We start from the raw sequence: 12,520 nt of genomic DNA on the forward strand, positions 1-12,520 counted from the left end.
GCGCATTTGCCAGGAGGACACGGAGTGTAGCTTTCCTACATGAGTACCGCACTGGCATTGCAACGACGACATGCGACAGTTATCTTGACCGGACTTTTTAAACATCCTCTATTAATGTTTGAAATGACGTACGCCAGTGAACACCATCGTAATCCCATACGCATCTGCCATTTTAATAGAATCTTCATCACGAATCGATCCGCCTGGTTGGATGATTGCTGTAATTCCAGCTTTTGCTGCTTCTTCTACTGTATCTGGCATTGGGAAGAAAGCATCAGATGCAAGTGCGCTACCCTGTGCTTTTTCGCCAGCTTGTGTAATTGCGATTTTTGCAGAACCTACACGGTTCATCTGTCCCGCGCCTACACCAACTGTCATGTTATCATTCGCTAAAACAATTGCATTTGATTTCACATGTTTTACAACTTTCCAAGCTAGTTTTAAATCTTTCCATTCTTGTTCTGATGGTTCACGTTTCGTTGGAATTGAAATTGCGTCCTCATCTAATGATAACGTATCTTCTTCTTGAACAAGAAGGCCACCTTGTACAGAAGTTAGTTTTTTACTTGCACTTGTCGCTTTTTCAATATTTACAGTTAGTAAGCGTAAGTTTTTCTTACTTTGCAACACTTCTAAAGCTTCTTGCGAGAACGAAGGAGCGATAACAATTTCTAAGAAAATTTCGTGTAACTTTTCTGCTGTAGCTTTATCAATTTCACGATTTGCTGCAATAATACCGCCGAAGATTGATACTGGATCCGCTTCATAAGCACGTGTGTATGCTTCGTGAATATCAGTTCCTACTCCAACACCACATGGATTCATATGTTTTACCGCTACTACTGCTGGTTCTGTAAATTCTTTCACGATGCTAAGTGCTGCATCCGCATCGTTGATATTGTTGTAAGATAATTCTTTACCGTGTAATTGTTCTGCGTATGCAACAGAAGAAGTTGCTTCGAATGGCGCTTTATAGAATGTCGCTTTTTGATGTGGATTTTCGCCATAGCGTAAATCTTGTTTTTTCTCAAATGTCACCGTTACTGTTTCAGGGCTTTCTTCGCCCATTTGCTTTGTTAAGTAGTTAGAAATTAACGCATCATATGCCGCTGTATGACGGAATACTTTCGCTGCTAATTTACGTTTCGTTTCCTCTATTACTTCACCGTTCTCTTTCAGTTCTGCTAATACAACATCATAATCTACTGGATCTACAATTACCGATACAAATTTATGATTTTTCGCAGCAGAGCGAATCATTGTTGGGCCACCGATATCAATATTTTCAATTGCATCAGCAAATGTTACATCAGGCTTAGCGATTGTTTCTTTAAATGGGTATAAGTTAACAACAACAAAGTCAATTGGCTCCATACCTAATTCATTCATTTGCGCTACATGCATTTCATTATCACGAACTGCTAATAGACCACCATGAATATTTGGATGTAATGTTTTTACACGACCATCCATAATTTCTGGGAAACCAGTTACTTCAGAAATACCAATTACTTGCAAGCCGTTTTCTTCTAATAATTTTTTCGTACCACCTGTTGAAATAACTTCAATCCCTTGTTCAAGTAAACCTTTAACAAATTCTACTACTCCTGTTTTATCTGAAACACTTACTAATGCACGCTTTTTCATTTATCCTTCACCCCTGGTTGTATGTTAGTTAACAGTTGGTTTTTTCACAGACTGAACAATTTGATTCACTGTATTTACGTATAATTTATGTTCAACTTGTTGAATTTTCTTTTGTAAGCTTTCTCTCGTATCCCCTTCAGAAACAACTACTGCTTCTTGCGCAATAATTGGACCTGTATCCATACCTGCATCTACATAGTGAATCGTTACTCCGGTTACTTTCACACCCGCTTCTAACGCTTGACCAACAGCATCTTTCCCTGGAAAACTCGGTAGTAGTGATGGATGAATATTAATAATTTTCCCGCCGTACGCTTCTAGTAAAGTCGTTCCAATTAAACGCATATATCCAGCTAAAATAACATAATCAATTTCATACTCTTCTAGCTTTTTTAATATCTCTTTTTCAAATGCTTCTTTTGACTCATATGCTTTCGCTGAAAAGGAAAAACACGGAATATGGTGATAATGTGCCCGTCCAATAGCGCGTGCCTCTGGTTTATCACATACTAATAAACTAATATCTGCATCCAATCTTTTTTCTTCTACCGCATTAATGAGAGATTGAAAGTTAGAACCGCTCCCAGAAGCAAAAACTGCTAATCTACTCATACTTCTGTTCCCTCAATAAAGGTAACACCAGATCCTTGTACAGTGCGTCCAATAATACGTGCTTTCTCTCCTTGCTCCTCAAGAAGACGAACAATATCCTTTGCCTCTTCTTCCTTAACCGCTACTACCATACCAACACCCATGTTAAAAATATTGAACATTTCTTTCTCTTCTAGTTTCCCAACTTCTTGAAGTAAACTGAAGATCGGCTGAATTTCCCAAGACCCTAATTCAATTTCCGCACCGATTCCTTCTGGCAACATACGTGGAATATTTTCAATGAATCCACCACCTGTAATATGTGCCATACCGTATACTTCATGTTTCTTCAATAGTTCTAAAATAGGTTTGACATAAATTTTCGTTGGTTTTAATAATTCTTCACCAAGAGGTAGTTCTAAGCGTCCGTAAATACGATCTAAAGATAGTTCTCCATCTTCTAGTAGCACTTTTCTTACTAAAGAATAACCGTTACTATGAATACCGCTAGATGCTAAGCCAATTAATACGTGACCAGCTTCAATTTTTTCACCTGTTACAATTTTCTTTTTATCAACAATTCCAACTGTAAAACCAGCTAAATCGTATTCTTCCGTAGAATACATTCCTGGCATTTCAGCTGTTTCTCCACCAATTAATGCACAACCAGCTTGGCGACAGCCCTCTGATATACCTTTGACGATGTTTTCAATTTTACTAGGTTCAGCTTTACCACAAGCAATATAATCAAGGAAGAAAAGCGGCTCTGCTCCTTGGACAACAATATCATTTACACACATTGCTACTGCATCAATACCAATTGTGTCATGTTTATCTGCCATAAAAGCGAGCATCAATTTCGTTCCCACGCCATCTGTTCCAGATACTAATACAGGTTCTTCTAATGCAAATTTTGATAGATCAAACATACCTCCAAAACCGCCTAAACCGCCTAGCACTTCTTTTCTCATTGTTGTTTGTACGTGTTTTTTCATGCGAGATACCGCTTCATATCCAGCTTCAATATCTACTCCTGCTTGCTTATATGCATTCGCCATCGTTTTTTACACCTCGTCTTTTAATTTCTCCCCATCCAGGGCGGCCGTTTTAAGAAAGAAGCTAGCTTCTACATCAAAAGAAGTAGAAGCTTTTTTCTTCTTATTTCATACTTTCTAAAAGCTCTTGCTCATAATCATAAAGAGCTGTTGGATAGTCTCCATTGAAGTAAGCCATACATAGACCACCGTATTTCCCTTCATATGGGCGTCCAATTGCATCTACTAATCCATCTTCACTTAAAAATGTTAGTGAATCTGCTCCGATGATTTGACGGATTTCTTCTATTGAATTATTTGCTGCGATTAATTCTTTTCTCGTTTGAATATCAATGCCATAGAAGCATGGATACTTAAGAGGTGGTGAAGCAATTCTTACATGGACTTCTGTCGCTCCAGCCTCGCGAAGCATACGAACAATTCGTTTACTTGTCGTTCCTCTTACGATAGAATCGTCAATCATAACAACTCGTTTTCCTTCAACTACGCCTCTTACTGCTGAAAGCTTCATCTTAACCCCTTGCTCACGCAGTTCTTGAGAAGGTTGAATAAACGTACGTCCAACGTAACGATTTTTAATTAACCCTAACTCATACGGAATTCCTGTCGCCTCCGCATAACCAATTGCTGCTGAAATACTAGAGTCTGGTACACCAGTAACAACATCAGCTTCAATAGGAGCTTCCGCCGCTAAACGTTTCCCCATGTTTTTACGAGCTGCATGAACATTAATACCAGCGATATTAGAATCTGGACGTGCAAAGTAAATGTATTCCATACTGCAAATCGCATGGTCTACTTCATTTGTAAAACGATCTACGTGAATTCCTTCATCATTGATAATAAGCAATTCACCAGGTTCTACATCACGAATGTATGTTGCACCAACTACATCGAAAGCACATGTTTCCGACGCTACAACGTAAGCATCCCCCATCTTTCCGATTGAAAGAGGACGGAATCCATTTGGATCTAGCGCAACAATCATTTCATTTCCAGTTAGTAAAAGATATGCAAACGCACCTTTCACTTTATTTAGAGCCTCTTTTACACTATCAATTAAAGAATCTTTTGTACTACGCTTAATAAGGTGTAAAAGTACTTCTGTATCTGAACTTGTTTGAAAAATACTTCCCTCTGCCTCTAATTCACGACGAAGCATTTTTGCGTTAATTAAATTTCCGTTATGAGCTAACGCCATGCTATGATCGGAAAAACGGAATAATAATGGTTGAACGTTAGCAACTTCACTTCCACCAGCTGTTGCATATCGTACGTGTCCAATTGCTGATTTCCCGTTTAATCCCTCTAGCTCACCTCTTGAAAACACTTCTGATATTAAACCTAACCCCTTGTGACCGATGATTTTTTCCCCATTATTTACAACAATGCCTGCGCCTTCTTGCCCACGGTGCTGCAAACTGTGCAATCCGTAGTACGAAACTTGTGCTGCATTTTCATGCCCCCAAATTCCGAAAACGCCACATTCTTCATTTAACCCCTTTATTTCAGTAAGCATGGGATTGCCCCTTTCCAAGCCTTTCTCATTTCATCTACATTTGCTGTAAGTAATACTTCATTTTCTTCATTATGAATTGTTACTTCATTTGTATTTGTCACTTCTCCAACTTGAATTGCTTCAACCGCTTTCTCAAATGCTTCTTTATTTTCACGTTTTACAGTTATAACGAAGCGCGATTGTGATTCTGCAAATAATACTGTTGTTGCTTCCCCATCTAATTTCACAGTAGCACCTAAACCGTTAGCACCAATTGCACTTTCAGTAATTGCAACTGCTAAACCACCTTCTGCAACATCATGTGCAGATTGAACAAGGCCAGCTTGAATTGCTGCTAGTACTTGCTTTTGGCGTTTTAATTCTACATCTAGATCGATGCTTGGTGATTGACCGAAAATTTTTCCGTAGATCATTTTCTGTAATTCACTTCCACCAAACTCAGCTTTCGTCTCTCCAATTACATAAACTAAATCGCCAGCTTGTTTAAATTCTTGTGTTGTTACGTGTTTTAAATCGTGTACAAGTCCAACCATCCCAACAGTTGGTGTTGGATATACAGCTTCACCACTACGCTCGTTATACATTGATACATTCCCGCCGATAACTGGCGTTTGTAACTTGCGGCAAGCTTCACTCATACCGTCTACTGATTTCTCAATTTGCCAGAAGATTTCTGGTTTTTCTGGGTTACCGAAGTTTAAGCAATCTGTAATTGCAAGTGGCTCCCCGCCAGAACATACGATATTACGTGCTGCCTCTGCTACTGCAATTTTACCGCCCACTTCTGGATCTAAATAAATGTAGCGAGAGTTACAATCTGTCGTCATTGCTAATCCTTTTTCTGTGCCGCGTACACGTATAACCGCTGCATCTGAACCTGGTGTAACGATTGTGCTAGTGCGCACTTGATAATCATATTGATCATATACCCACTCTTTACTTGCAATCGTTGGTTGTTGTAATAAAGATAATAACGTTGCTTTATAATCTTCTACTTTTGGTGTTTCCATTTTCATCTGCTGGAACTCAGCAAAGTATGCTGCTTCTTTTGACGGTTTATGATAAATTGGTGCTTCTTCTGCAAGAGCATCCGCCGGTACTTCAGCTACCATTTCGTCTTTATGGAATAGACGAAGCATTTTATCTTCAGTTACTTTCCCCATCGTAACTGCTGCAAGACCATATTTTTCAAATAAATCTACTATTTCTTGCTCTCTACCTTTTTTCACAACGATTAACATACGTTCTTGTGATTCAGATAACATCATTTCATATGGAGTCATGCCAGTTTCACGCTGTGGTACATCATCTAAGTACATTTCAATACCCATACCTGCTTTACTTGCCATTTCTGCAGAAGATGATGTTAAACCAGCAGCTCCCATATCTTGAATTCCAACAAGTGCATCAGACTGAATAAGTTCTAAACATGCTTCAATAAGAAGTTTCTCCATAAATGGATCCCCTACTTGAACTGCCGGACGCTTCGCTTCTGAGCTTTCAGATAGCTCTTCAGATGCGAACGTTGCACCGTGAATACCATCACGACCAGTTGATGCTCCTACGTACATTACTGTATTACCAGCACCATGCGCTTGCCCTTTTTTAATATCTTCATGATTAATTAGGCCTACACACATTGCATTTACAAGTGGATTTCCTTCATAGCATGGATCAAACTGTACTTCGCCGCCAACAGTAGGAATACCGATGCAGTTACCGTATCCTGCGATTCCTGCTACTACTTCTTCGAATAAATATTTCACACGTGGTGATTGTAATTCACCGAAACGAAGTGAGTTTAATAGAGCTACCGGACGTGCGCCCATAGAGAATACATCGCGAATAATACCACCGACACCTGTTGCTGCCCCTTGATATGGCTCAATTGCAGAAGGATGGTTATGACTTTCCATTTTAAATACCACCGCTTGGTTATCACCGATATCTACAATTCCAGCGCCTTCTCCAGGTCCTTGTAAAACACGCTCACCTGTCGTTGGAAACTTACGAAGAACTGGCTTTGAATTTTTATAACTACAATGTTCAGACCACATAACAGAAAATAGTCCCGTTTCTGTATAATTCGGCAAACGGCCTAAAATCTTTTCAACCATGGCAAACTCTTCGTCTGTTAGCCCCATTTCCGCATATATACGCTCTTCTTTAATTTGTGTTGGATTTGGCTCAAGCATTAACGACATATGTTTCCCTCCACTGTTTTAAGATAGATTGAAAGACTTTTAACCCTTCAGCACCGCCAAGTAATTCATCTACAGCACGCTCTGGGTGTGGCATCATACCAAGAACATTTCCTTTTTCATTTACAATACCTGCAATATCTGAAACGCTTCCATTCGGATTTTCTACGTAACGGAATGCGATTTGATTATTCTCTTCTAATTGTTTAAGAGTCGCTTCATCACAATAGTAATTTCCTTCGCCATGTGCAATTGGAATGTTAATTACTTCATCTTTTTCATATTGTGATGTAAACATAGTTTCATTATTTTCAACACGTAACTGAACCGTACGGCACATAAACTTTAAGTTTTCGTTTCTCATTAATGCTCCTGGTAGTAATCCTGATTCAACAAGAATCTGGAATCCATTACACACTCCTAAAATCGGCTTTCCTTGCTCAGCAGCTTTTTGCACTGCTTTCATTGCGTTAGTAAAGCGAGAAATAGCCCCGCATCGTAAATAGTCACCGTAAGAGAATCCACCTGGTAGTAAAATTGCATCATATTCATCTAAATTCTCTCTATCGTGCCAAACGTAATCTACTTCTTCACCAAGCTCATCTTTAATTGCATGGAACATATCGACATCACAGTTCGAACCTGGAAATACTATGACTGCAAATTTCACTGTGCGACAACCTCCTCAACTTCATAACGGAAGTCTTCCATTACAACGTTTGCTAATAATTTTTCACACATTTCTTTTACCTTGCTATCCAGATCAGATACTGATTTATCAATTGTTAATTCCATATATTTTCCGATTCGAACGTCTTGTACTTCTGTAAATGAAAGACTATGAAGTGCTCCCTTTACCGCAGTTCCTTGTGGATCTAATACACTTTCTCTTAACGTTACATATACCTTAACTTTATACATGTGAAGCTCCCCCTAAACGTTTTAAAATTTCTTCATATGCTTCTGTTAAATTCCCAAGATCACGACGGAATACATCTTTATCAAATTTTTCGTTGCTCGTTTCATCCCATAAACGGCAAGTATCTGGTGAAATTTCATCTGCTAATATGATTTCCCCTTCTTCTGTTACGCCAAACTCTAATTTAAAATCTACTAATCTTACACGACAGCTTGCGAAATGCTCAATCATCACTTGATTGATTTGTAGAGCTGCATCTCGTAATACGCTTACTTGCTCTGGTGTTGCAACATTTAACAAACGAATATGATCTTCCGTTACAAGTGGATCTCCTAAATCATCATCTTTGTAGTAAAATTCTACGATTGGTGTTGTAAGAGCAGTTCCTTCTTCCATTCCTAGTCTTTTTGAAAGACTACCTGCAATTACGTTTCTTGTGACAACTTCTAATGGAATAATACTCACCTTTTTGACAAGTTGTTCTGTATCAGATAACTTCTCCACAAAGTGTGTTTTAATTCCAACTTCTTGTAACTTTCTGAACAATAAAGTTGTAATCTCATTGTTCAAACGACCTTTTCCGGTAATTGTCGCTTTTTTCTCCCCATTGAAAGCAGTCGCACTATCTTTGTACTCTACCCAAACCATATCTGCTGCTTCTGTACGATAAATTCTTTTTGCCTTACCTTCATACAGCAATTCTAGCTTTTGCATTTCGCAAGCCCCCTGTAGTTTGAAAAATGTGAATAATGTTTTTATAAAGAATGGCACAGAATGACTCTATTCTGTGCCATATGAAATTTTACGCTTCGTTTAATCCAAGGCGTTCAAAGATTGTATCAACGTGTTGCATATGATGTTCATAATTGAAACATTCGTTAATTTCTTCTTGCGTTAACTTACTTGTAATACGCTCGTCAGCTTCTACAAGCTCTTTAAATTGTACTTGTGTTTCCCAAGCTTCCATTGCTTTAGGCTGTACGATATCATAAGCTTCTTCACGTACCAGACCTTTGTCAATTAGTGTAAGCATTACGCGCTGAGAGTAAATTAAGCCGTATGTTCTTGTCATATTGCGTTTCATATTCTCTGGGAATACAGTTAAGTTTTTAACGATATTACCAAAGCGATTTAACATGTAATTTAACGCGATTGTAGCATCTGGTAAAATTACGCGTTCTGCAGAAGAGTGAGAGATATCACGCTCATGCCATAACGGAACATTCTCGTAAGCTGTCATCATATAACCGCGGATAACACGAGCTAAACCAGTCATATTTTCAGATCCAATTGGATTACGTTTATGCGGCATTGCAGAAGAACCTTTTTGACCTTTTGCGAAAGCCTCTTCAACTTCACGTGTTTCACTCTTTTGTAAACCACGAATCTCAACTGCCATCTTTTCAACAGATGTTGCGATTAGTGCAAGTGTTGACATGTAATGTGCATGACGATCACGTTGCAATGTTTGTGTTGAAATTGGTGCTGCTTCTAATCCTAAGTTTTCACAAACATACTTTTCTACGAATGGATCAATATTTGCATATGTACCAACCGCACCAGATAATTTACCAACGCGAACTGTATCAGCAGCTTGTTTGAAACGCTCTACGTTACGTTTCATTTCTTCATACCAAAGACCAAGTTTTAAACCAAATGTTGTTGGCTCTGCATGTACACCATGTGTTCTTCCCATCATGATCGTGTATTTATGCTCTTTCGCTTTATTAGCTAAAATGCTAACAAAGTTTTCTAAGTCTTTTAACAAGATTTCATTTGCTTGTTTTAAGATATAAGATAACGCTGTATCTACTACGTCTGTAGATGTTAAACCGTAATGAACCCATTTACGTTCCTCGCCTAATGTTGGTGTTTCTGATACAGCACGAGTGAAAGCAACTACGTCATGACGTGTTTCTTTTTCAATTTCATAAATACGATCAATATCAAATGATGCATGTTCACGAATTTTTTTAACATCTTCTTTTGGAATGTCGCCAAGCTCTGCCCATGCTTCACAAGCTAAAATCTCAACTTCTAACCATGCCTTAAATTTGTTTTCTTCCGTCCAAATTGCACCCATTTCAGGGCGTGTATAACGATTAATCATCTTTTTCCCTCCAACAGTTGTTCTTGATGGTCCCAAATATGCAAACTCTTCGCTTTTTCTAGAGCGACTTCAATATTATCATTTAAAATATTAACATGCCCCATTTTTCGCTGCGCTTTTGCTTCTTCTTTTCCATACAAGTGTAAATAGCACCCGGTTAGTCTATTCACTTGTCCTAGGACCCCTTCTATATGTTCGCCTAAAATGTTTACCATGACAACTGGTTTTAACAAATTTGTTTCTCCAAGAGGTAAATTACAGATTGCTCGAATATGTTGACCAAATTGACTCGTTTCACATGCATCCTGTGTATAGTGTCCTGAATTGTGAGGTCTTGGTGCTAATTCATTAATGTAAATCTCACCGTCAGCTGTAGCAAACATCTCTACCGCTAGTGTTCCCACAAGTTCTAGTTCATCCGCAAGTACCTTTGCGTAAGCAATTGCTTTTTGAGAAAGTTCTTCTGTAATGCGAGCTGGAACGATAGATTCATGTAAAATGTTATTTACATGAATATTTTCCGCTACCGGAAATACTTTCGTTTCACCACTTACACTACGAATTACAATAACTGATACTTCTTTTTCAAAAGGCACCCATTTTTCTAGAATGCACTCTGCTTCATCCGCAAGCTCTCGTGCCTTCTCAACATCAGTTTCACTTCTTAAAACAACTTGCCCTTTCCCATCATATCCACCTGTCGTCGTTTTTAAGACGGAAGGAAATGATAATTCAGCAATCGCTTCAGTAAGCTGATTTTGATTTTGAACTAATCTATACATTGCTACTGGTAACCCAGCTTTCTCAATTGCATTCTTTTCTGTAAAACGATTTTGCGTTTTATTTAACAATTGACTACCTTGTGGTAAGTAAGCATGTTTTTCAAGCCATTGTAAACATCTATAATCAATATTCTCAAATTCATATGTGACAACGTCGCTTATCTCTGCTAAATGCTGAATTGCTTTTAGATCGTCATATGGTGCAACGACTTCAACATCAGCAACTTGTGCACATGGTGAATGCTTTGTAGGATCTAAAACAGCAATTTTATAACCCATTTCCTTAGCTGCCAACGCCATCATTCTTCCAAGCTGGCCGCCTCCAATAATGCCGATTGTTTTTCCAGGTAAAATGATTCTCGTCATACTAGCTCACTACCTTCACGCACAGTTTTCTCAATAGCTTCTCGTCTCAACTCTAATGCATCATGTATATCATCATGAAATAATCCAAGTATTTGTGCAGCAAGTAATCCAGCATTCGTTGAACCAGCCTTACCAATTGCAACAGTTGCAACTGGAACCCCTCCTGGCATTTGGACAATGGATAATAATGAATCTAGACCGTTTAACGCTTTTGATTGAACTGGGACACCGATTACAGGAAGATTTGTCTTCGCTGCAACCATTCCTGGTAAATGCGCTGCTCCACCGGCTCCAGCAATAATAACTTTTAATCCACGTTCACGAGCTGTTTCTGCATATTCAAACATATAATCCGGAGTCCGATGAGCGGATACAACTTTTTTCTCATACGGTATATTTAATTCATCTAAAATGTCACAAGCATATTTCATTGTTTCCCAGTCTGACGTGCTTCCCATTATGACTCCAACTAGTGATTTCATATTAGAATCCCCCCGATTCAAATAAAAAAAGCCTGAAATAGAACAGTTTCTCTTTTACTATGAGAGAAAGCGCTCTACTCAGGCATACGTATCCCTTGTGAATAGAAAAATACCGAGTGACTTTCCCTCATAGTCTAACGAATAACGGTCGTTAGGTAGAGACTTGCAGGCCATATCCCCGCGATTATATGAGGTCTTATATATTATTGTTTCTATGGCTATATTAACAATATTTCATAAACAATGTCAATAAATAATCGAATGTTTTTTTATTAGTCATCGATAACGTTCGTGTTTTAGTTATATTCAAAAGAAGAATTGCAACTATATACAAGAAGAAAAGGGAATTAGAATATATATTTCTAGAGATCTATTTTATACATAACTGTTCATATATACTGTTGTGTCTACAAATCAATATAATTTATAAGGAGGATAACCGTGAAAAAATAACTATGCTACTATCATATTTGTTTTTCTCTGTCGCAGCAATTTCTGTAATTATTGAATACTTATTGATATCATCCCATTTTTAAAATGTACACTTATGATAGAAATAATGTTTCCTATCTTAGGGATTATTTTAGGGGAATTTGGAAAATTAGGAGCACGAAAAATCATTGCCATTATTTTAAATAGTCTCTATTTCATCCTTTTTTCGTCTTTAGGATTATTAAATTTATGAATTTTAACCTTCGGTAAATAAAAATAAACACAAAAAAACCTAAGTCGAAACGACTTAGGTTTTTGCTTGGCGACGTCCTACTCTCACAGGGACAAGGTCCCAACTACCATCGGCGCTAGAGAGCTTAACTTCCGTGTTCGGTATGGGAACGGGTGTGACCTCT

At 38.2% G+C, this 12,520-nt stretch carries 11 protein-coding genes, 1 rRNA gene, 1 pseudogene and 1 riboswitch; of the genes and pseudogenes, 1 reads left to right on the top strand and 12 read right to left on the bottom strand.

The window, feature by feature from the left end:
• Window positions 1–111: 111 nt before the first annotated feature.
• From purH to purE, 11 genes are all read right to left on the bottom strand, one after another.
• On the bottom strand, window positions 112–1,647 hold the full coding sequence (gene purH / locus MR155_RS19935) for a bifunctional phosphoribosylaminoimidazolecarboxamide formyltransferase/IMP cyclohydrolase (protein WP_219300560.1): 1,536 nt from the start codon (window positions 1,645–1,647) through the stop codon (window positions 112–114).
• A gap of 24 nt (window positions 1,648–1,671) precedes the next feature.
• Window positions 1,672–2,259, bottom strand: coding sequence for a phosphoribosylglycinamide formyltransferase (gene purN, locus MR155_RS19940; protein WP_002113480.1), 588 nt, complete (start codon window positions 2,257–2,259; stop codon window positions 1,672–1,674).
• Window positions 2,256–3,296: a phosphoribosylformylglycinamidine cyclo-ligase gene (gene purM / locus MR155_RS19945; RefSeq protein WP_242310907.1), complete on the bottom strand. Its 1,041-nt coding sequence runs from the start codon at window positions 3,294–3,296 to the stop codon at window positions 2,256–2,258. The genes purN and purM overlap by 4 nt, the downstream gene beginning before the upstream one ends.
• A gap of 100 nt (window positions 3,297–3,396) precedes the next feature.
• A complete protein-coding gene (gene purF, locus MR155_RS19950; RefSeq protein ID WP_002091359.1) occupies window positions 3,397–4,812 on the bottom strand; it encodes an amidophosphoribosyltransferase in 1,416 nt (471 codons plus the stop codon).
• Entirely contained in the window at window positions 4,797–7,016 is a 2,220-nt protein-coding gene (gene purL, locus MR155_RS19955; RefSeq protein WP_113938629.1) for a phosphoribosylformylglycinamidine synthase II, read from the bottom strand. Before purL ends, purF begins: the two co-directional genes overlap by 16 nt.
• Window positions 7,000–7,683: a phosphoribosylformylglycinamidine synthase subunit PurQ gene (gene purQ / locus MR155_RS19960; RefSeq protein ID WP_242310908.1), complete on the bottom strand. Its 684-nt coding sequence runs from the start codon at window positions 7,681–7,683 to the stop codon at window positions 7,000–7,002. Before purQ ends, purL begins: the two co-directional genes overlap by 17 nt.
• Window positions 7,680–7,934, bottom strand: coding sequence for a phosphoribosylformylglycinamidine synthase subunit PurS (purS, locus tag MR155_RS19965; protein WP_000278823.1), 255 nt, complete (start codon window positions 7,932–7,934; stop codon window positions 7,680–7,682). Before purS ends, purQ begins: the two co-directional genes overlap by 4 nt.
• Window positions 7,927–8,646 (bottom strand): phosphoribosylaminoimidazolesuccinocarboxamide synthase, encoded by a 720-nt coding sequence (purC, locus tag MR155_RS19970; RefSeq protein WP_002029482.1) that lies wholly within the window; start codon window positions 8,644–8,646, stop codon window positions 7,927–7,929. Before purC ends, purS begins: the two co-directional genes overlap by 8 nt.
• An 88-nt stretch (window positions 8,647–8,734) precedes the next feature.
• A complete protein-coding gene (gene purB / locus MR155_RS19975) occupies window positions 8,735–10,042 on the bottom strand; it encodes an adenylosuccinate lyase (protein ID WP_002091361.1) in 1,308 nt (435 codons plus the stop codon).
• On the bottom strand, window positions 10,039–11,190 hold the full coding sequence (purK, locus tag MR155_RS19980) for a 5-(carboxyamino)imidazole ribonucleotide synthase (RefSeq protein ID WP_219300564.1): 1,152 nt from the start codon (window positions 11,188–11,190) through the stop codon (window positions 10,039–10,041). The genes purB and purK overlap by 4 nt, the downstream gene beginning before the upstream one ends.
• On the bottom strand, window positions 11,187–11,672 hold the full coding sequence (gene purE / locus MR155_RS19985) for a 5-(carboxyamino)imidazole ribonucleotide mutase (protein WP_048375611.1): 486 nt from the start codon (window positions 11,670–11,672) through the stop codon (window positions 11,187–11,189). The genes purK and purE overlap by 4 nt, the downstream gene beginning before the upstream one ends.
• A gap of 110 nt (window positions 11,673–11,782) precedes the next feature.
• A riboswitch (purine riboswitch) is annotated at window positions 11,783–11,884 on the bottom strand.
• 243 nt (window positions 11,885–12,127) lie between these two features.
• Here purE and MR155_RS32055 point away from each other — a divergent pair.
• A pseudogene (locus MR155_RS32055) lies at window positions 12,128–12,357 on the top strand (hypothetical protein).
• A 64-nt stretch (window positions 12,358–12,421) separates the two neighbouring features.
• Here the strand turns inward: MR155_RS32055 and rrf are convergent.
• Window positions 12,422–12,520: ribosomal RNA gene (gene rrf, locus MR155_RS19990) — 5S ribosomal RNA — on the bottom strand; the annotation flags it as partial.

The organism is Bacillus cereus group sp. BfR-BA-01331 (genome assembly GCF_022663915.1).
GTDB lineage: Bacteria > Bacillota > Bacilli > Bacillales > Bacillaceae_G > Bacillus_A > Bacillus_A mycoides.

Bases quoted from the DNA above. Each gene is read 5' to 3' on its own strand.
- purF (WP_002091359.1), bottom strand. From the start codon at position 4,812: ATGCTTACTGAAATAAAGGGGTTAAATGAAGAATGTGGCGTTTTCGGA.
- purL (WP_113938629.1), bottom strand. From the start codon at position 7,016: ATGTCGTTAATGCTTGAGCCAAATCCAACACAAATTAAAGAAGAGCGT.
- purM (WP_242310907.1), bottom strand. From the start codon at position 3,296: ATGGCGAATGCATATAAGCAAGCAGGAGTAGATATTGAAGCTGGATAT.
- purS (WP_000278823.1), bottom strand. From the start codon at position 7,934: ATGTATAAAGTTAAGGTATATGTAACGTTAAGAGAAAGTGTATTAGAT.
- purE (WP_048375611.1), bottom strand. From the start codon at position 11,672: ATGAAATCACTAGTTGGAGTCATAATGGGAAGCACGTCAGACTGGGAA.
- purN (WP_002113480.1), bottom strand. From the start codon at position 2,259: ATGAGTAGATTAGCAGTTTTTGCTTCTGGGAGCGGTTCTAACTTTCAA.
- purC (WP_002029482.1), bottom strand. From the start codon at position 8,646: ATGCAAAAGCTAGAATTGCTGTATGAAGGTAAGGCAAAAAGAATTTAT.
- purK (WP_219300564.1), bottom strand. From the start codon at position 11,190: ATGACGAGAATCATTTTACCTGGAAAAACAATCGGCATTATTGGAGGC.
- purB (WP_002091361.1), bottom strand. From the start codon at position 10,042: ATGATTAATCGTTATACACGCCCTGAAATGGGTGCAATTTGGACGGAA.
- purH (WP_219300560.1), bottom strand. From the start codon at position 1,647: ATGAAAAAGCGTGCATTAGTAAGTGTTTCAGATAAAACAGGAGTAGTA.